The organism is Streptomyces sp. HUAS MS02, from assembly GCF_055702265.1.
Window position 1 is genome coordinate 8,908,070 of sequence record NZ_CM146747.1, and the last position, 19,822, is coordinate 8,927,891.

Here is a 19,822-nt window from a genome sequence, read left to right on the forward strand (position 1 = left end):
CTCGGATGCTTCGGGGGCGTTTCGACAGAAGGGGAGGGAGCGGTGGGTGCTGATCACATCCCGGTCACACGGGAGGGGCCTCGAACAGCACGTCGGGGTCGTTGAACTGTTCCTTGGCCACCGACTCGCTCATCGGGTCGGCGGTGCCCCACTGGTCCTGCGTCAGCAGATCGTCCACGTCATGCCGTCCGGGGTGCCACAGGTCCTCCTCCAGGACGGCGAGTTCCGTGGTGTACTCGACGGTGTTGCCGTGCGGGTCGTGGAAGTAGGCGAAGGTGTTGTCGCCCGCCAGGTGGCGGCCGGGCCCCCAGGTCAGCCGTGTCCCGGCGCGCAGCGCCCGTCCGGTGCCGCGCATGTACTCCTCCACTCCGCGCATCTCGAACGACGCGTGGTGCAGGGAGACATGGGGGCCGCGCGCGATGGCGAAGGAGTGGTGCAGCGGGTTGCACCGCATGAAGTACATGAGGTCACCCATGTGCTGCGAGAACAGGGTGTCGGAGAGTCGGAAGCCCAGGTGCCGCGTGTAGAAGTCCCGAAGTCCCGCCGGATCGGTGGAGTTCACCACGCAGTGCGACAGCCGGACCGGGACCGCCTCCCTCTCCTCGATCTTGCGGTGGACCCTGTTCTCCACGTCCGCGGAGACCTCGACGACCCTCCCGTCGGGGTCGAAGAACCGAAACCCGTAGCCGCCTCCCGGAGTGTCCATGGCGCCCGGTTCGCTGACCAGCGGGACGTCCGCGGTGCCCAGCCGTGCGGCGAGCTCGTCGACATCGGCCACCGAGGCGGCGCCGAAGGCGACCAGGTCCATGCGCTTGCGCGGGTCCTCGCGGATGCGGACGACGTACTGCTCGGGGCTCCCCTCGGCCGCGAAGAACGCGATGCCGCTGTCGTTCGCGATCTCGGTCAGTCCCCACACCTCGGTGTAGAAGGTGCGCTGCTGGTCGAAGTCGGGCACGGCCAGGTCGAAGTGACGCAGATGGGTGATGGGCTGGAAGGCGTCGGAAGAGGTCGAGGTCATCGGATGCTCCTGACGGTGTTGCGCTGGTGGCCGAGGCCGGTGATCTCGGCCTCAAGGACGTCGCCGGGCGACAGGAACACGCCCCAGTGGGCGCCGTTGCCGGCGGGTGAGCCGGTGAGCAGCAGGTCACCGGGGCGCAGTGTGCTGGTGGTCGAGGCGTACGCGATGAGCCGGGGGATGTCGAAGATCATGTCCTTCGTCGACTCGTCCTGTCGTACGACCCCGTTGTGGCGCAGGGTGATCCGCAGGTCGGACGGGTCGCCGACGAAGGCGGCCGGCACCAGGAACGGCCCGGTCGGCAGGAAGGTGTCGGCGTTCTTGGCGGTGAACCAGTCGGTGCCGATGGCCTTCAGATCCGGGCGGTAGAGCCGGTCACGGGTCGTGATGTCGTTGCAGATCGTGTACCCGGCGACGTACGACCACGCGTCCTCCGGAGCGATGTGCCGCCCTTCCCGGCCGATGACGAGTGCGAGCTCCAGCTCCCAGTCGTGCTGCTCGCCGAGCTCCGGCAGCACCACCTGGTCGTAGGGGCCGCACATCGCGCGCGGCGAGCCGAGGAAGATGTACGGCACGCCGTTGCGGGCGCGTTCGTCCATCATCTTCTCGGCGTCGGCCCGTGCCTCCTCCGGGGTGGCCCCGTGCACGCTCACCTTCTCGGCCGCGACCAGATCCAGCACGTGACGGTGGTAGTTGGCACCCGACTGGAGGATCTGGCCGGGCTCGATCGGGGCGTGCACGCGCAGGTCGGCCAGGTCGTGCCAGGCGCCGTCCGGTGCCTGCGGTTCCTCGGCGAGAGCGGCCAGCCGCGGCAGCACCCCGTCCCAGTCCTCGACCAGCGCACGCACCGACGCCGTCACATGCGACAGATCGCGCACCCGGGCGGCGGTGACCAGTCCCGGGAACGGATCGCCGCCCTCGCGGCTGAAGGTGCCGAGCGCGAACGGCCCGGCGTGCAGGGGTAGACGATCAGGCACGAGCGACTCCTCGTCCATGGGTGACAGGGGAAGTGACAGGAAACGGGATGCGGACAGGGCATCCACCGGGAACGCTAGGCAGCGGCGCGGGCCCGGCGGAAATGGTCATCGGCGATGCCAGCCATCACGTTCGGCCACTACGGCCCGTCACTCCAGATCGCGCGTGGTCTCCCACTGGTCCATCGCCGTAGGGGATGGATGACGTGCTGATTCGCGATGCCCGAATCCGTTGACCGCGCGGTAGCCGCTCACGGAGGGTCATGCAACGCAGACCCGACGGCGGGCGTCGGGTGTGCTGGACCGTCGCACCCGGAACGTCAGGAGAATCTGGTGATCGTCGAGCACGCGGAGCTGACCGTGTCGGCCGGCCAGGAGCAGCAGTTCGAGGCGGCCTTCGCCGAGGGGCGCAAGGTGCTGGCCGAGGCCGACGGCTTCCGCTGGGCCGAGCTGCTGCGCTGCGAGGAGCGGACGCAGACCTACCTGCTGCTCGTGGGCTGGGACAGCGTCGAGGCGCACACCGTCGGTTTCCGCAGCTCCGAGCGGTTCCAGCGCTGGCGTTCCCTGGTGGGCCCGTACTTCGACAAGGCCCCGGTCGTCGAGCACTACCACGAACTCGGGGACCGCTTCACCGGCTGACGGGCCGGCCTTCCCCTCCCTCTCATACCGCCCTCTCCTCTCACACGGCAAGGAATGCCCATGGCAGTGGACAAGGTGCTCGTCGTCGGCGGCGGCATCACCGGAAGCGTGTTGTCGCTCGCGCTGACGCAGCGAGGCGTCGACGTCGACCTGGTCGAGATCTCACCTCAGTGGTTCGGTGTCGGCCACGGCATCACCCTCCAGGGCAACGCGCTGAAGGCGCTGCGCTCGGTGGGCGTCCTGGACAAGGTGCTCGCCCGGGCGGTGCCCTTCGACGGTCTGCGACTGCGCCAGGCGGACGGCGAGCTGATCACCGATCTCGCGGTCGCCCACACCGGCGGACCCGACCTTCCCGCGACGGCCGGCGCGCTCCGCTCCGACCTCCAGAACGCCCTGTGCGACGCGGTGTACGCCCAAGGGGTGCACGTCCGGCTGGGCCTCACCGTCGAGCGGTTGGAACAGTCGACCGGCCGTGTGGACGTGACCTTCACCGACGGCACCACGGGGAGCTACGACCTGGTCGTCGGCGCGGACGGCATCAAGTCGCACATGCGCTCACTGATCGGCATCACGGTCGAGCCGCGCCCGGTCGGCATGTCCATCTTCCGGGTGGTCGCCGACCGCCCGGCCGAGATGGACGGCCCCGAGGTCTACTACGGCGGCCCCGGCTACAAGGCCGGGTACAGCCCCATCTCCCCGGACAAGTGCTACGCCTACCTGCTGGACGAGAACCTGGACGCCTCTCTGGTGGGCCCGTCCGCCCCGGTGTCCCTGCTGCGTGAACGCGGCGAGGGATACGGCGGCACCTGGGGCAGGCTCATCGCCGCGCTGCCCGACGACACGGCGGTCGACTACCGCTGGATCGAGACCGTGATGATCGACGAACCGTGGTACCGGGGGCGGACGATCGTGATCGGTGACGCGGCGCACGCGTGCCCGCCCCTGGTCGCGCAGGGCGCGGCGATGTGCGCCGAGGACGCCGTGGTCCTCGCGGAGCTGGTCGTCGGTGACGACCCGGTCGAGATCGCACTCAAGGCGTTCATGGCGCGGCGGATGCCCCGTGTGCGGATGGTGCTGGAGAACTCCCTGAAGCTGGCCGAGTGGGAGATCGCCCCGGAGACGCCGGGGGCCCACCCGGCCCGGCTGATGACCGAGACCCTCGATGCGCTGCGGGCCCCGGCATGACCATGCCTGTCGTGGACTTCCACGGCCACCTGGCCGTCCCCGCGGCGGACGAGCTGTGCGCCGGTACGGACGGACTCGCGGCCGAGTTCGCAGCCGAGCAACGGGCGCACGCGCCCGAGTCGCTGGCGGCCAACCGCGCCCAGTTGTCCCGGCTGCGGCCCAAGCTGACCGACGTAGGGGCAAGGCTGGCGGACCTCGACGCGATGGGCGTCGACATCCAGGTGGTCGGGCCGATGCCGATGCACCACTACTGGGCCGGCGAGGACCTCGCGCAGCGCCTGGCCCGTACGACCAATGAGGCGGTCGCCGCGCACTGCGCGCAGGCTCCGGAGCGGCTGTACGGCCTGGGCACCGTGCCGCTGCAGCACCCGCACCTCGCGGTGGAGCTGCTTCAGGAGGCGGTCACCGGACTCGGGCTGTACGGGATCAGCGTCTCCACCTCCGTCGACGGCCGTGAGCTGGCCGACCCCGCCCACGACCCGGTGTGGGCCAAGGCCGAGGAACTGGGCGCGGTGGTGTTCGTCCACCCGTGGGGCTGTTCCCTCGGGGAACGGCTCGCCGTCCACTACCTCGGCAACACCGTCGGCCAGCCCGTGGAGACCACCGTCGCGCTGTCCCGGCTGATCTTCGGCGGCACACTCGACCGTTTCCCGGGGCTGAAGCTGGTCGCCGCGCACGGCGGCGGCTACCTGCCCACGTACATCGGCCGGTCCGACCACGCCTGGCAGGTACGCCAGGACACACGGGGCTGCGCCCACCCGCCGAGCACCTACCTGCGGCGCATGTGGTTCGACGCCTTGGTCTACACGCCCCGGGGACTGCGCCACCTGGTCGAGGAGGCCGGTGCGGACCGTGTCGTTCTCGGCACCGACCATCCCTTCGACATGGGCGTCGAGGACCCGGTGGCGCGCCTGGACGCCGCAGGGCTGGACCCGGCGGCCCGGGCCGCGATCGCCGGCGGCAACGCCATGGACCTGCTGGGGACGGTCCGGCGGGCACCCACCCCCACCCACCACTGAGCACGGGAGAGACACACGATGCGTTTCGCGACATACGAGCACGAAGACGCCGTGCGCGCGGGGGTCGTCCGGGACGGGGCGATCCACCCGTTGCCGGACGGCACCACGGTGCTCTCGCTCCTGGAGAACGGGACGTTGCGGGAGGCGGGCGAGCGGGCCCTGGCCGGGGACGGCGGTCCGCGGGTCGAGGACGTCCGGTTGCTGCCTCCGCTGAAGCCGCCGTCGATCCGTGACTTCGTCGGCTTCGAGGCGCACATCGAGGGCGTCTCGAAGGCCCTGGACGGTCTGGAGCACGTCCCCGAGGAGTGGTACAGGGCGCCGAACTTCTACTTCACCAACCCGCACGCCGCCTACGGCGCCCACGACGAGGTGCCGGTCCCGGCCGGGTGCTCGGTCCTCGACTGCGAGCTGGAGGTGGCCGCCGTGATCGGTCGGCCCGGGCGGGACCTCACGCCCGAGCAGGCCGGGGACCACATCGTCGGCTACCTGGTGTTCAACGACTGGTCCGCCCGTGACCTGCAGAAACCCGAGAAGAACCTCGGGCTGGGTTTCTCCAAGGGCAAGGACTTCGCCAACACCCTCGGCCCGTTCCTGGTGACCGCGGACGAGGTGGAGGACCGCACGGACCCCGACGGGTTCCTCGACCTGGAGATGACCCTCACCGTCAACGGAGAGCTCGTCGGCCGCGACACCCTCGCCAACTGCTCGTGGACCTTCGCGGAGATGACCGCCTACGCCAGCCGCGACACCTGGGTGCGCCCGGGAGACCTGCTGGGCTCGGGCACCTGCGGCTGGGGCGCCCTGGCGGAGCACTGGGGCCGCAACGGCGAGCGGACCCCGCCCCCGCTCACCCCGGGTGACGTGGTGACGCTGACCGTGGAACGGCTCGGCAGCGTGTCCAACCGGATCGTGCCCGGCCGCCAGGACGCCTACCTGCCCCGGGCCCGCAAGCGCGGGCGTACCCCGCGGCCCTGAGCGCGGGGACCGTGGAACCGCACGTCCGCGGGCCGCTGCGGCGGACCGCACCAGCACCACGGGTGGCGTCGCGACTGTCATCCGTCGCACCGATGGCTGGTATGGATCTCGGTGACGGCCGCACGCCACCCCTTCCGTGTCTGATTGCTCCCGGTTAAGCTCGCCGCCCTGGTTAATCCCGCGTTTCGGCGCTCGTTCGGCGACGTTGCCGGAAGGGGAGTCTGATGGGGCTCGGAACGATCGACCTCAACCTGTTGGTTGCGCTCGAAGCGCTGTTGCAGCAGAAGAACGTCACCCGGGCGGGTGAACGTCTGAACACCAGCCAGTCCGCGATGAGCGGCTCGCTGGCGCGGCTGCGCCGACACTTCGACGACGACCTGCTGGTGCGGGTGGGCCGGGAGTACGAGCTGACGCCGCTCGCGGAGCGCCTCCTGCCCGTCGTACAGGCGTCGCTGCAGAAGGCCGAGGAGGCCCTGTCCCTGACTCGTCGGTTCGATCCGGCCACCAGCGACCAACGGTTCTCCGCCGTCATGTCCGACTACATGATGATGGTGATGCTGGAGCCGCTCCTGCGGGTCATCGGGCAGGAAGCGCCGGGCGTGCGCATCGACTTCCACCCCACGCCCGGACAGCTGGCGAGCGAGAGGCATCTGGCCTGCCACGACCTGCTGATCGCACCGCTCGGCTACGGGGTGCCCGGGGTCAACGAGGCGGTGCTGCGCGACCGGTTCGTGTGCATCGTCGACCCGGACAACCCACGGCTGGTGGACGGCCGACTGAGCCTTCGGGACCTGGCGGAGATGCCGCACGCCGCGGCCGGATTCGTCAAGAGCCCCACCCCGTCGGACCGTCAGCTGGAGGTGCTCGGGATCACTCCGAGGATCCAGGTCAGCACCCCGGGTTTCAGTGTCCTGCCGTTCGTGGTGAGTGGCACCGATCTGGTGGCGGTGGTGCCGGAGCGGCTGGCCCGCCGGTACGCGGGCTTCGCGCGCTGTGCCGTCGTACCGGCGCCGTTCCCCGACGAGCTGCCGCTGGTCGAGGCGATGTACTGGCATCACAAGCGCCATACGGACCCCGGGCACACGTGGCTGCGCGGCGTGGTCCGTCGCGTCTGCGCGGAACTGGCCGAACCCGGCATGCCGGCTCCCGCCGCCGGGGATTCGACGGCCGGCGTTGCCGCCGTTCAAGGCATGGCGGCTCCGGATGCCAGCCATCGGCAACAACCGTTTCCGCATCTCGTCTCCGCTTCCTAGCGTGAGTCCCGTACCGGGTACGGCCCGGTGCCCGGACGGGACACAGCGGGAAAACAGGAGGAAGCCGTGAGCCGAAGGCGTCTGGAAGGCCGAAGCGTTGTCGTCACCGGTGCCGCCCGGGGGCAGGGTGCCGCCGAGGCGGAGGCCGCGGCCCGCGAGGGCGCCACCGTCTTCGCCACCGACGTCCTCGGCGAGGACGGTGAGGCCCTCGCCGCCTCCCTGACCGCCCAGGGCCTGGACGTCCACTACCGGCACCTCGACGTCTCCTCACCCGACGACTGGGCCGCTCTCGCCGACTGGCTGGAGGCACTCGGCCGTCCCCTGCACGGCCTGGTCAACAACGCCGGCGTGCCGGTCCGTGCGCGGCTCGGCGAGGTCGACGTCGCCGACTGGAACAGGGCCTTCGCGGTCAACACCACCGGCGCCCTGCTGGGCATGCAGGCCATGGCCCCGCTGATGCGCGAAGGAGGCTAGATCGTCAACGTCGGTTCGGTCGCCGGCCTCGTCGCCCACCACGCGGTCGCCTACACCGCCAGCAAGTGGGCACTGCGCGGACTGTCGAAGGTCGCGGCGTTGGAGCTGGCTCCCCGTGGGATCCGTACGAACATCATCCACCCCGGATACATCGACACACCGATCATGGCCAACGCCAACCCCGTGTTCGTGAAGGCGCATCTGTCGATGACGCCCATGAACCGGGCCGGGGTCCCCGAGGAGGTGGCACCGCTGGTGGTGTACCTCCTCTCCGACGAGTCGGCGTACGTCAACGGCGCCGAGATCACCGTCGACGGGGGATTCTCGGCACACGGCGGCACCAAGGCGTTCACCGACGCGCTCGACGCCGTGTAAAGCCCTTCGCATTCTTTTCCTTTGACGCCCTGCGGTGTTTTCCGCAACCGCAGGGCGTCCCGCCTGTGCCCTTTTCCGGCACACGCTGATTCATTCGTCACGCTGAAAGGTGAGCTGTATGAGCTGGATCTCTCGACGGGTCGTCACCGGTCACGACGACAACGGAAAGTCCGTGTTCCTCTCGGACGGACCGCCGCCCGTGGTGCGGACCGCACCGGACGGCGCGGTCTTCCACGAGGTGTGGAACACCCGCGAAACGCCGGCCCGTATAGACCCTGACGAACCGGAGCCGACGCAGATCTCCCTGACCGTGCCGCCCGACCCGAACGGGACGAAGATCAGGATCAACGAGTTCCCGCCGGGTGCCGTGTCACCGATGCACCGTACGCAGACCGTCGACTACGGCATCGTGCTGCAGGGGGAGGTCGTCCTGGTGCTCGACGACACGGAGACCGTGCTGCGGCCAGGGGACGTGGTCGTACAGCGGGGCACCGACCACCGCTGGGAGAACCGCTCCGGAGCAGTCGCCCGGATGGCGTTCGTACTTGTCGACGGCGAATTCTCCGACCGGCTCACGAAGCGGCTTCCCGAAGGAGCCATGGAAAGCCTGCTGACGGATCCCAATCACCCCTGATATCGCTGCCCGAAGCGGCTGCGGATCAACAGGATCAAACGCATCGCGCTCCGCGATGACTTTCATGCGGATCGGCAATTTCCCTCACAGCCGCCCGCTGTGTTCAATTCCAGCCATCACCGACTCCGGAATGGCGACGTTTCCGCCACCGCTCCCCAAGGAGAATCGTGTCCGAACAAAGGCGTTCACTCCGCAGACTCGCCCTCCCCCTGATCGTCGCGGCGGTCACCGCCGTCACCGCCGCCTGCGGCGCCTCCGAAAGCACCTCGGCCGGCGGATCCTCCGACTCCGGCACCTCCAAGGAGGCGCGGGCCGCCCTGGAGACGGCCTTCAAGGGCACCACCGGGGACTTGCCGGAGGTCACCGCGAAGCCGAAGGCAGGGGTGAACCTGTGGGTCATCTCCTGCGGCCAGCAGCAGCCCGGATGTGTGGAGCCCAGCGTGGCCGCCATGGCGGCCGGCAAGGCCGCGGGCTGGAAGACCAAGCTCTGTGACGGCAAGCTCAACCCCGGCGGCTGGGGGGCGTGCATCCGGCAGGCGATCAGCGCCAAGGCCGACGTGATCGTGCCCGTGGGTATCGACTGCCCGGCCGTCCAGGGCCCCCTCGGCGAGGCCAAGAAGGCCAAGATCATCACCATCGGCAACGGCGGCATGGACTGCGACGTGGTCGGCGGCAAGAAGTTGTACTCCGCGGTCACCACCCCCCTGAAGAGCATGACCCTCGCGGACCACCGCGCTCGGATGGGCGCGCTCCAGGCCGACTACGTCATCGGCAAGACCAACGGCAAGGCGAAGGTGCTCCTGGTCAACTTCACCGGCCCGATCTGGGGCCCGATGATCACCGAGGGCTTCCGTGACGAGCTCAAGAAGTGCTCCGGCTGCGAGGTCGTCAAGCAGCTCGACATCGGCCTCCAGGACCTCGTCAACAACACGCTCGGCTCCAAGTTCTCCTCCGCCCTCCTCAAGGCGCCGACCGTGAACGCGGTCGCCTTCCCGATCGACGGCTGGCTGCAGGCGGGTATCGGCCAGGCCATAACGTCCTCCGGACGGAGTGCCCAGCTCACGGTGGTCGGCAACTTCGGCGACGCGGCCAACGCCGACGTCATCCGCACCGACGGCGCGCAGGACGGTGACGTCGGCTACTCCGCGAAGCAGCTGTCGTGGGCCGCCATCGACGACGCCGTCCGGCTGCTGGCGGGCCAGAAGCCCGCGGAGTCGGCGGGCGTCGGCCTCGTCGGCATCGACGCCGACCACAACCTGCCCGAGAAGGGCAGCTCCTACGAGCCGCCCGTCGACTACGTCAAGCACTACACCACCGGGTGGGGGAAGTAGTGAGCCGCCCGCCCGGCACGGCACTGCGGATCACCGGGCTGACGAAGCAGTTCGGCGGGACCACGGTGCTCCACGGCACGGACCTCCGGGTCCGTGCCGGCACGGTCCACGCACTGCTCGGCGGCAACGGCTCCGGCAAGTCCACCACCATCAAGATCCTCGCCGGTGCACACGGTGCCGACGGCGGCACGATCGAGGTCGGTGAGCAGAGCTGGGAAGCCCGGCACTTCTCGGCCGCCACCGCACAGGCGGCCGGGCTCCGCTTCGTCCACCAGGACCTCGGGGTCTTCGACGACCTCACCGTGGCGGAGAACATCGCGCTCGCCTCCGGCTGGCCCACCCGGGCAGGCGCCCGGATCAGCTGGAAGGCGCTGCACGACCGGGTCACCGCACTCCTGGAGCGGTTCGAGATCGACGCCGACCCCCGCGCCCCCCTCGGCACACTGCGTCCTGCCGCCCGCACCATGGTCGCCATCGCCCGGGCACTGCAGGAGACGGACCGGGACGATCTCATCCTGGTCCTCGACGAACCCACGGCGAGTCTGCCCGAGCACGAGGCGAGCTTCCTTCTGGAGTCCGTACGCCGACGTGCCGACCAGGGCCAGACGGTGATCCTCGTCAGCCACCGCCTCAGCGAGGTCATCGCCGTCACCGACGACTACACCGTGCTGCGGGACGGCCGGGTCGCCGGCACCCTCGTGGACCACCGCCCCACGGAGTCCGAACTGGTGGAGCTCATCGCCGGGCGCGCACTGGACGAGGCCGTGCGTCCGACCGCGAGCACGAGCCGGCCCCGCCCGGTGCTCACCGTCACCGACCTGACCGGCGGCCCGCTCAGCGGCGTCGACCTCGAGGTCGGCGCAGGTGAGATCGTGGGCGTCGCGGGTCTGCTCGGCTCCGGCCGCACCTCACTGCTGCGCACCCTCTTCGGCGCCCACCGGCCGACCGGCGGCACCATCGAACTCGACGGCGCCACAGTGTCCTTCACCGGCCCCGGCGATGCGATGCGCGCCCGCGTCGCCTACGTCCCCGAAGACCGCGGCGCTGACGCCGCGTTCGCGGACCTCCCGCTGCGGGCCAACCTGTCGATGTCGGTGCTGAGCCACTACTGGCGGCGCTGGCGCCTGGACCACGCGGGCGAACGCAGCGACAGCCAGGACCTCGTGAGCCGCTACGGGGTGAAGGCACCTTCCGTCGAGGCGGCGTTCAGCACCCTGTCCGGCGGCAACCAGCAGAAGGCCGTACTGGGCCGCTGGCTGCGCCGCGACCCCCAGCTGCTGCTCCTCGACGAGCCCACCCAGGGCGTGGACGTGATGTCCCGCGCCGACATCTACACGGTGGTCCGCCGCACCGCCGCCTCCGGATGCGCGGTCCTGGTCGCCTCCTCCGACCTGGAGGAACTGGCAGCCCTGTGCGACCGGGTCCTCGTGCTGCACCAAGGCCGCGTCGTCACCGAGGCCGACGGTGAAGGGCTCAGTGCCGACCGCCTCGTCCACCTCGTCCAGCGTTCACCGTCCCTCACCTCCGGAGCCAGGACATGACCATGAGCGGTGTCACTTCCTCCGCGCCCTCGCCCCCGCCGCCCCCGTCCCCACCGACGTCCGAGACGTCCGAGGAGACGGAACCCACCCGGCGCCCCCGGCGGTCCGCGCTGTCGCCGGGGCGGCTCGCCGAGCGGTACACCCTTCCCGCCCTGGCCATCGCGGTGGCGGTGTTCTTCAGCCTCTACCCGCCGAGTGCCGCGGTCTTCCCGACCTCCGCCAACCTCAGCGTGGTGACCGGCAACCAGTCGGTCATCGCCCTGCTGGCACTGGCCGCCCTCGCGCCGCTGGCCGCCGGCTACTTCGACTTCTCCCTCGGGGCGAACGCCGCGACCAGTTCCCTGGTGTGCGCGGCGCTCATGGCCCGCCACGACGTGGGTGTCGTGCCCGCGATACTCGCCGCGGTGGCAACGGGCGTGCTCATCGGACTGGTCAACGGCGTCATGGTGGCCCGGTTCCAGATGAGCTCGTTCATCACCACCCTGGGCAGTGCCACTCTCCTCGGCGGGGTCATCCAGTGGTATTCGGGCGGCCAGACCATCAGCACGGGCGTCTCGCCCGCCCTGCTCGCCTTCGGCTCCCAGCAGTGGCTGGGTCTACCCCGCGTGGTGTCCGCCGTCGTCGTTCTCGGTGCCCTGATGTGGTACCTGCTGGGCCACACTCCCTACGGGCGGGCCCTGTACGCGATGGGTTCCAACCCCAAGGCGGCGAATCTGGTCGGCATCCCCGTCCGGCGCAACCTGCTGCTGACCTTTGTCATCGCCGGAGCGCTCGCGGGGATCGCCGGCGTCGTGCAGACCGCCCGTGTCGGCGGAGCCACCGCGGACAGCGGCACCAACCTGCTCTTCCCCGCCTTGGCCGCGGTGTTCCTGGGCGCGACCGCGATCGAGCCGGGCCGGTTCAACGTGCTCGGCACGATGATCGGCGTGGTGTTCGTCTCCGAGACCGTCAGCGGCCTCACGCTGGCCGGTGCCAGCGACTGGGTCGACCCGGTCTTCAACGGCACCGCGCTCCTGCTGGCCGTGGGCCTGTCCACCTACTTCGGCCGCAGGCGAGCCGCCGGAGCCGCCGGGTAGCGAGGGCTCCGGCGGCGGGCCGGCAACGGAGGGCGTCAGCCGCGGTGCCAGGGCGGAGCCGCCGGACAGGCGTCCTCCTCGTCGGCCTGCTCGAGGGAGCCGATGATGGTGGCACTCCGGCCGCAAGAGGCATCCGGACCGGCTGGTTTCCAGAGCATCCTGTGCGTGCTGCACACCGGGATCGCCTGGGAACACCTGCCGCAGGAACTCGGATTCGGCTGGGGCGTGACCTGCCGGCGCCGCCTGGCCGAGTGGCGAGGCCGGAGTCTTGCCCCGACTGCACGAGGTCCTTCTCGCCAAGCTCCGCAGCGCGAACGCCCTGGACTTGTCCCGGGCGTGCCGTCGACGGCTCCCACCTTCCTTCCTGTGGCGGACGGTGCTCGTCGCCGTCCGGATGTCCTCTGCCGGGTGCTCCGGCCGGGGCGAGGAATCACAGACCCCTGCCGCGGTAACGCGCCGGCCAGACGCCGGACTTGCCGGGGGCGATGATGCCGTTCGGATCCAGGGCGTCCTTGACGGCTTCGTGGAACTTCAGCAAGGCACCGTCGTTCCAGCTGTAGGTGCCCATGACCTGGTCCATGAGGGCGTTGTGGGTGCGGTACTCGCCGTACCCCTCGGCGGCGGCCTCGTCGATGAGCAACTGGGTAAGGGCGAGGGTCTCGTTCCGCTCCGCGGCGTCCCGGGTGTCGAACAGCAGCAGTGCGATGTGGTGCATCTCCCGCAGGCCGACGACGAACTGGGCGGCGTAGTCCTTGGCGTACTCGTCCGCGCGCGAGCGCACCATACGGAACTGCTTCATGGCGTCGCGGCCCACCGGCGGGGAGATCGGGGAGAAGCCCACGTGGCCCGCGCCCGGGATCCAGTCCAGCAGTTTCATCTCGCTGAGGCTGGGGACACCGTTGTTGATCTTGTGCCGGTCCTGCAGGACGTGGGCGCCGCGGTCGTGGCGCTCCTCGTGGGTGTGGAAGCGGGAGCCGGGAATTCGGCCGAAGGCCTCCTTGATGACGCTGTAGTTCGTCTCGATCAGCTGGGGCGGGCCGTAGAGGGTGCCGTAGAGGTTCCAGTAGCCGAGGCCGAGCTCCTTCTTCATGCGTTCGATCGCCTCGGGCGGCAGCGGACCGTCACCGTCGTACCAGTCGGCTCGCTGGGAGACCACTGCCGCGTCGAGGATGATGTTGCGCAGCACGGTGACGTTCTGCAGCGGCGCCATGTTGATGCGCAGCGGCAGCATGATGTCCACGATCTGTTCGAGGTCGCTGTCGTTGTCGAAGGTGATCTGGAAGGTCATGGACGCGGGGGGCTTCTGCATCAGCGCGATGCCCATCTTGGTCACGATGCCCAGGTTGGACTGGGTGAACATGCCGTCCGGGTAGGGGCCGAAGCCGTACGGGATCAGCTGCCAGGTGGTGCTTCCCGGCAGCGCGCCCATCCCGGTGCGCAGGATGTCACCCTGCGGCAGCACGACCTCCATGCCGGTCTGCCACGCGAAGTGGTCGCCGTACGGGGTGTAGCCGGCGCCGCGGTCGAGGGCGTTGCCCACGACGCTGCCCCAGCCGAGGTCGGGGCAGTCGATCATGAGGCTCGGCGCGTGAGCCTCCAGGTACTCGTGGAGGTCGAAGTACGTGACACCGGGTTCGAGCAGGGCGTAACCGAGCCGCTCGTCGACTTCGAGGACGCGGTTCATCCGCTCCCCGGTGTTGACCACCACGGCGCCCGACAGGCGCGGGGCCGAGCCGCCGTAGCCGTTGTTCCTGCCCGTGGAGATGACCGAGAGCGGTACGCCGTGGCGGTTGGCGATGCGGACGACCTCCTGCACCTGCTCGGTGTCCCGCGGGGAGACCACCGCCGAGGCCAGGTGTGCGTCGGCGTCGCCGACCGGGTAGGGGTCGCGGAAGCGGGCCAGTTCGGCCTCGTCCGTGCGGACGAACTCGCCGCCGACGGCTTCGCGGAACGCTGTGAGGGCCGAGGTGAAGTCCTCGTCGCTGACGCCGGGGGGAAGGGTGCGGCTCATGTCACTCCTAGAGGTGCCTTTGGGTGTGATGGGCTCGGGAAGCGGTCAGTCGGCGTCGAACAGGAGGACGGGCTTGATCGTGGAGCCGTCGCGGGCGTCCGCGACCGCCTGGTTGATCTCGCTGAACGGATAGGTCTTGACGATCTTGTCGAGGGGCAGCTGGCCCTGCCGGTGGAGTCCGGCGAGCAGCGGGATCAGAGACTCGGGATCCGCGTCGCCCTCTGTGACGCCGACGACCGAGCGTCCGACGAGCAGGCCCTGGTAGTCGAGCGCGAGTTCGGTGCCGGGCGCTGTCGCGCCGACGGCGGCGGCGCGTCCCAGGGTGCCGAGGGCGTCGACCGCAGTACGTAGGACGCGCATGTCGGCGGTGGTGTCGACGGCGTGGTCGAGCCCGCTGCCGCCGGTGATCCCGTCCAGTGCCTTGGCGACGTCCTCGGTCGCCGGGTTGATCCGGTGCGTCGCGCCCAGTTCGAGTGCCACGTCGAGGCGGTGGTCGACCAGGTCGATCGCGACGACGGCGGACAGTGGGCTCAGCGCCGCCGCGGCGATCGCGGCGAGGCCGACGGCGCCCGTGCCGAACACGGCCAGGGTGCTGCCCGGTTCCGGCCGAAGCACGTTCAGCACGGTTCCGGCACCGGTCTGGATGCCGCAGCCCAGGGGCGCCATCAGGTGCGCGGGGAGGTCGCTGTCGACCTTGACGACACTGCGTTCGTCGACGACGGCCTTCGCGCTGAGCGAGGACTGCCCGAAGAAGCGCCCGCCGAGGACGGTTCCGCCGCGGCGGAGGGTGGCGGTGCCGTCGGCGCGGGCCCCGTTGTTGAAGATGTTGGCGGACAGCCAGGTCGCGCAGTAAGCGGGGTGCCCGCCACGGCACCGGCGGCACCGCCCGCACGAGGTGAAGGACAGGGCGACCGCATCACCGGGCGCGACACGGGTGACCGCCGAGCCGACCGCTTCGACGACACCGGCGCCCTCGTGGCCGATCACGCCCGGCAGGGCGAAGGGGATGTGGCCGGCCTGTACACCGAGGTCGGTGTGGCACAGACCCGCGGCGACCATGCGGACGAGCACCTCGTCCGCTCGGAGGTCGTCGAGCTCGACCTGTTCGAGAGTGAACGGCCGACCGGGCCCTTCCAGAACGGCGGCGGTGGTTGTCGTGAGCATCGTTGCCCCTCTGAGCTCGTGGTACGCGTCACAGTGACGGCGCACTGCGACGGTGGCAGGGGGGCCACACGAACCGCAGGGGTGGATTACCCGGTGCGCTACCCGATTGCCGGGCCCCGCCGCCGGGCACGTGCGCGTGGCCCACCCGCGCACGCGGCAGGAGTCCCAGGGGACGTACGTCATTCGTCGCGAGTGGGGCCGATCGGCACCGAATCCCGCCGCCGACGTCTCGATTCATTCCGGTGAGCGGTGCCAAGCTGACTTGCGTCATGGACGAGACCCACATGCAGAGGGCGGCGCGGCCCCTCGGCGACCTGCCGGTCATCGCGAGCAGCTTCGTGGGCCGCCGCCGTGAACTGGCCGAGGTCAGGCAGCGGATGGAGGCATCCCGACTGGTGACGCTGGCCGGCCCCGGAGGCGTGGGCAAGACCCGCCTCGCCCTGCGGGCCGCCGAACTCACCCGGAGAGCGTTTCCGCACGGGGTGTGGTTCGCCGACCTCGCGGCCGTCGACGACCCCGACAGGCTCGCCGACGCCCTCGCCGCCGCCCTGGACGTCAAGGACCAGTCCCACCGGTCGGCGAAGGAACAGGTGACCGACCACCTGGCGGATCGCCGACTCCTGGTGGTGCTGGACAACTGCGAGCACCTCGTCGTCGCCTGCGCGGGCCTCGTCGACCACCTGCTGCGACGTGCGCCGGGGCTGCGCGTGCTGGCCACCAGCCGCCAGCCCCTCGGCATCCCGGCTGAGCACGTCCTCATGGTGGATCCTCTGCCCGTGCCCGCCGGGGAAACCGCTCCGGCGGCCGAGGTGCTCACCACCTACGCGTCCGTCGCACTGCTCGTCGACCGGGTCACCGCCGTCCGGCCCGACTTCAGCGTGCGCGAGGACAACCGCGAAGCGGTGGCCCGTCTGTGCGCCCGCCTCGACGGCCTTCCGCTCGCCATCGAACTGGCCGCCACCCGGCTGCGGTCCCTGTCCGTCGAGCAGGTCGCCGACCGGCTCGACGACCGCTTCCGCCTGCTCACCCTGGGCAGTCCGGCCGCCGTCTCCCGCCAGCAGACGCTCCGCGCGCTGATGGAGTGGAGCTACGACCTCTGCTCGGAGCAGGAACGACTGCTGTGGGCCGGCCTGTCCGTCTTCCCCGCCGAGTTCGACCTGGACGCCGTCGAGGGCATCTGCGCCGGCCCGGGCACAGGAATCGACACCGCCGATGTCCTCGACCTGGTCGACGGTCTGGTGGCCAAGTCGGTGCTGTCGGTACGCCCCGACCTGGCGCGAGCGCGGTACCGCATGCTGGAGACCATCCGGCAGTACGGTCGCGGCATCCTCGCCGACAGCGGCATCGAACACGACCTCCGCCGTCGACACCGCGACCACTACCTGCGTCTGGCCGTCCACTCCTGTGAGACCTGGTGCGGTCCCGGCCAGGCCGAGAACCTGGCCCGCCTGCACACCGAGCGGGACAACCTGGAATCCGCCATCGACTGGTCGCTGTCCGAGCCGGGTGAGTCCCGGTCGGCGCTGGTCCTGGTGTCGGCACTGCGCTACGAGTGGACGGTCGGCGAGCGGCTCGCGCCGGGCCGACGCCGACTCGACCAGACCCTGAAGGCCGCGCCCGAACCCACACCCGAACGCGGTCACGCCCTGTGGACCGCCGTCTGGATCGCGCTGCTGCAAGGAGACCGCGACGCCGCAGCGACGTGGCTGGAGGAATGCGCCCGGATCGCCGAGAAGTACGACGACGACCACCTTCGTGGCTACGCGCTGCTGCTGTCCGGCAGCGCCTCCCTGTTCGCCGGCGATCCCGCCGGCGCCGCCCGGCGCTACGCGGAAGGCATCGCGATCATGCGGCGGTTGGCGGATGTCGCCGCCGTGCTGTGGGGGCTGTTCCAGCACACCATCGCCTTGTCCCTCAGCGGTGACAGCGCCTCGGCCCGGGCGGCCGGTGCCGAGGCGATCCGCATCGCGGGGGAGAGGGGCGAGACCTGGGCCCGGTCGGAGGCGATGTGGGCGTGCGCCCTCGACCGCTGGGCCACGGACGATCAGGACACCGACGTGGCCGAGCTGGTGCGGGAGGCACTCGACCTGACACCGAACGGCAATCAACTCGGCATGGTGCTGGACATCGAACTCCTCGCGTGGATCGCCGAGTCACGCTCCCGCCATGACGAGGCCGCACGGCTGCTGGGTGCCGCGACGGCCCTGTGGGAGTCCCTGGGCACCGGGATCGAGGCCTTCGGTCCGGCCTTCGCCCGTCATTCGGCCCACTGCCGCGCCGACGCGAAGTCCGCCCTGGGGCGATCCCGGTTCGACGCCCTGGTCCAGCAGGGCCGCGCCCGCCCGATGGACATGCTCCGCCCGCCCGGCGCACCGGCCCGCTCCGGTGCGCCCGACCGGGCGGGCGTACCGGAACTCACCCGCCGGGAACACGAGGTGGCCCGGCTGATCGCCCGGGGTCTGACGAACAAGGCCATCGCCGGTGAACTCGTGCTGTCCCCGCGGACGGTGGACGGGCACGTGGAGCGGCTCTTCGACAAGATCGGCGTCAACTCGCGCGCCCAGGTGGCCGTCTGGCTGGCCCGGCAGCGTCAGGGGGCCCGTCCTGCGAACGATCCGTGAGACCGGGCCGACCCAGTCGGACGGTGGTACGCGAATCGGGTACCCACCCCGTAGAACACCCCTGCCCCGCCGTGTACCGGGCATCGACGATCGGCGTCAGCGTGCACCGCAGCCGACCTGATCGAAGGAGATCACGATGACCACGGCCGCACATCCCGCCTCCGACGTCGACCTGTTCGCCGACGAGGCGCTCGCCGATCCCTATCCGCACTACAAGGCGCTGCGCGACCTGGGACCCGCTGTCCACCTCACCCGTCACGCCCTGTGGTTCGTCTGCCGCTACGAGCAGGTCCGAGCGGCCCTCGGCGACTGGCAGACGTTCTCCTCCGCGCGCGGTATCGGCCTCAACGACGACTTCAACGGCGCGTGGGACGGTGCCCTGATCCATCAGGACCCGCCCTCACAGACCCAGCAGCGCAAGCTGTTCACCGAACGGCTGTCGCCGCGTGCGCTGCGGTCGGTGGCCGAGAACATCGACCGGCGTGCCGGGGAACTCGCCGCCGGCCTCGTCGAGCGCGGCGACTTCGACGCCGTCACCGACCTCGCCCAGGACCTCCCCATCCACGTGATCATGGACTTGATCGGCTGGCCGCAGAAGGGACGCGACGAGCTCTTGGACATGGCGGCCGGATGGTTCGACTCCGGCGGCCCGGCAGGAGCCCGCACCTCGGCCGCCGAGCCGAAGGTGCAGGCACTCATGGCGTATCTCAGTGAGGTCGTCGCCAAGGAGGACCTCGTTCCGGGCGGGTTCGGCTGGAGTGTGTTGGCGGCCCACAAACGGGGCGAGATCCCCGTCGAGGGCGCGACCGGGCTGCTCGCCGGTTACGTCGTCGCCGCGTTCGACACCACCGTCTCCGTGATCTCCAGCGGTGTCTGGCTGTTCGCCCGCCACCCCGAGCAGTGGGAGGCGCTGCGCGGTGAACCCGCTCTGGTCCCGGCCGCGTTCAACGAGATCGTGCGGATGGAGAGCCCGATCCAGGTCTTCTCCCGGGTCACCACCCGCGACGTCGACCTCGGCGAGGGCGTCGTGATTCCGGCGGGCGCCCGGGTGATGCACAGCTACGGCTCCGCCAACCGCGACGAGCGCCACTACACCGACCCCGACCGCTTCGACATCCGCCGCAACCCCCTGGACCACCTCGGCTTCGGCTTCGGCAACCACGCCTGCGCGGGCCAGGGCCTCGCCAAGCTGGAAGCCCACGCCGTCTTCAAGGCCCTCGCCACCCGTGTCGAACGGATCGAGCTGACCGGGGAACCCGTCCGCGCGCTCAACAACGTCACCCGAGGCTTCAGCAGCCTGCCCGTACGAGTCCGCTGACATCACCGGCCACGATCCGGCCGCCGGCACGGTCGCCGGCTCCGGCCGGACAGCCGAGCGCCGCACGGCCCGATGGTCGGCCGACGCCGTCGCACGACGCGCCCATCGGGCATCGGCCTACGTCACCCCGGAGCACATCGCGTACGCCGCCCAGGCTGACGGACACACGACCACCTGTGGCCCTTGCCTCGTACGGGGCAAGGGCCACACGGCTCTC

At 70.5% G+C, this 19,822-nt stretch carries 15 protein-coding genes and 2 pseudogenes; 13 read left to right on the top strand and 4 right to left on the bottom strand.

Annotated features, from left to right (window positions below; genetic code table 11):
* Positions 1-64: 64 nt before the first annotated feature.
* Complete coding sequence (locus tag ACZ9QC_RS38480) at positions 65-1,018, bottom strand: VOC family protein (RefSeq protein WP_472917330.1); 954 nt, start codon at positions 1,016-1,018, stop codon at positions 65-67.
* Entirely contained in the window at positions 1,015-1,992 is a 978-nt protein-coding gene (locus ACZ9QC_RS38485; protein ID WP_472917331.1) for a fumarylacetoacetate hydrolase family protein, read from the bottom strand. Before ACZ9QC_RS38485 ends, ACZ9QC_RS38480 begins: the two co-directional genes overlap by 4 nt.
* A gap of 330 nt (positions 1,993-2,322) precedes the next feature.
* Here ACZ9QC_RS38485 and ACZ9QC_RS38490 point away from each other — a divergent pair, with 330 nt between their 5' ends.
* The 11 genes and pseudogenes from ACZ9QC_RS38490 to ACZ9QC_RS38540 form a co-directional block, all read left to right on the top strand.
* The gene (locus tag ACZ9QC_RS38490) at positions 2,323-2,628 is read left to right on the top strand and encodes an antibiotic biosynthesis monooxygenase family protein (RefSeq protein WP_472917332.1); all 306 of its coding nucleotides are present in this window, start codon (positions 2,323-2,325) and stop codon (positions 2,626-2,628) included.
* 60 nt (positions 2,629-2,688) lie between these two features.
* Positions 2,689-3,813 (top strand): FAD-dependent monooxygenase, encoded by a 1,125-nt coding sequence (locus ACZ9QC_RS38495; RefSeq protein WP_472917333.1) that lies wholly within the window; start codon positions 2,689-2,691, stop codon positions 3,811-3,813.
* Positions 3,810-4,832, top strand: coding sequence for an amidohydrolase family protein (locus ACZ9QC_RS38500; protein ID WP_472917334.1), 1,023 nt, complete (start codon positions 3,810-3,812; stop codon positions 4,830-4,832). Before ACZ9QC_RS38495 ends, ACZ9QC_RS38500 begins: the two co-directional genes overlap by 4 nt.
* Before the next feature lie 18 nt (positions 4,833-4,850).
* Complete coding sequence (locus ACZ9QC_RS38505) at positions 4,851-5,807, top strand: fumarylacetoacetate hydrolase family protein (RefSeq protein WP_472917335.1); 957 nt, start codon at positions 4,851-4,853, stop codon at positions 5,805-5,807.
* A gap of 224 nt (positions 5,808-6,031) precedes the next feature.
* Positions 6,032-7,060 carry a LysR family transcriptional regulator gene (locus ACZ9QC_RS38510; protein ID WP_472917336.1) on the top strand — a complete coding sequence of 343 codons (1,029 nt, stop codon included), beginning with the start codon at positions 6,032-6,034 and terminating at the stop codon, positions 7,058-7,060.
* A 66-nt stretch (positions 7,061-7,126) separates the two neighbouring features.
* Positions 7,127-7,909 (top strand): annotated as a pseudogene (locus ACZ9QC_RS38515) (SDR family NAD(P)-dependent oxidoreductase).
* A gap of 118 nt (positions 7,910-8,027) precedes the next feature.
* Positions 8,028-8,543, top strand: a complete 516-nt coding sequence (locus tag ACZ9QC_RS38520) for a cupin domain-containing protein (protein WP_472917337.1) — start codon at positions 8,028-8,030, stop codon at positions 8,541-8,543.
* Between the two features lie 167 nt (positions 8,544-8,710).
* Positions 8,711-9,874, top strand: a complete 1,164-nt coding sequence (locus tag ACZ9QC_RS38525; RefSeq protein WP_472917338.1) for a sugar ABC transporter substrate-binding protein — start codon at positions 8,711-8,713, stop codon at positions 9,872-9,874.
* A complete protein-coding gene (locus ACZ9QC_RS38530; protein WP_472917339.1) occupies positions 9,874-11,415 on the top strand; it encodes a sugar ABC transporter ATP-binding protein in 1,542 nt (513 codons plus the stop codon). Before ACZ9QC_RS38525 ends, ACZ9QC_RS38530 begins: the two co-directional genes overlap by 1 nt.
* Before the next feature lie 2 nt (positions 11,416-11,417).
* Positions 11,418-12,491 carry an ABC transporter permease gene (locus ACZ9QC_RS38535; RefSeq protein ID WP_472917340.1) on the top strand — a complete coding sequence of 358 codons (1,074 nt, stop codon included), beginning with the start codon at positions 11,418-11,420 and terminating at the stop codon, positions 12,489-12,491.
* A gap of 156 nt (positions 12,492-12,647) precedes the next feature.
* A pseudogene (locus ACZ9QC_RS38540) lies at positions 12,648-12,845 on the top strand (transposase); the annotation flags it as partial.
* Between the two features lie 76 nt (positions 12,846-12,921).
* Here the strand turns inward: ACZ9QC_RS38540 and ACZ9QC_RS38545 are convergent.
* A complete protein-coding gene (locus tag ACZ9QC_RS38545) occupies positions 12,922-14,502 on the bottom strand; it encodes an FAD-binding oxidoreductase (protein ID WP_472917341.1) in 1,581 nt (526 codons plus the stop codon).
* 45 nt (positions 14,503-14,547) lie between these two features.
* Entirely contained in the window at positions 14,548-15,666 is a 1,119-nt protein-coding gene (locus ACZ9QC_RS38550; protein WP_472917342.1) for an NAD(P)-dependent alcohol dehydrogenase, read from the bottom strand.
* 269 nt (positions 15,667-15,935) lie between these two features.
* Between ACZ9QC_RS38550 and ACZ9QC_RS38555 the strand changes: the two genes are divergently transcribed.
* Together ACZ9QC_RS38555 and ACZ9QC_RS38560 are read left to right on the top strand one after the other, a co-directional pair.
* On the top strand, positions 15,936-18,287 hold the full coding sequence (locus tag ACZ9QC_RS38555) for an ATP-binding protein (RefSeq protein WP_472917343.1): 2,352 nt from the start codon (positions 15,936-15,938) through the stop codon (positions 18,285-18,287).
* A 136-nt stretch (positions 18,288-18,423) separates the two neighbouring features.
* Positions 18,424-19,605, top strand: a complete 1,182-nt coding sequence (locus ACZ9QC_RS38560) for a cytochrome P450 (RefSeq protein WP_472917344.1) — start codon at positions 18,424-18,426, stop codon at positions 19,603-19,605.
* The last annotated feature ends 217 nt before the right edge of the window (positions 19,606-19,822 follow it).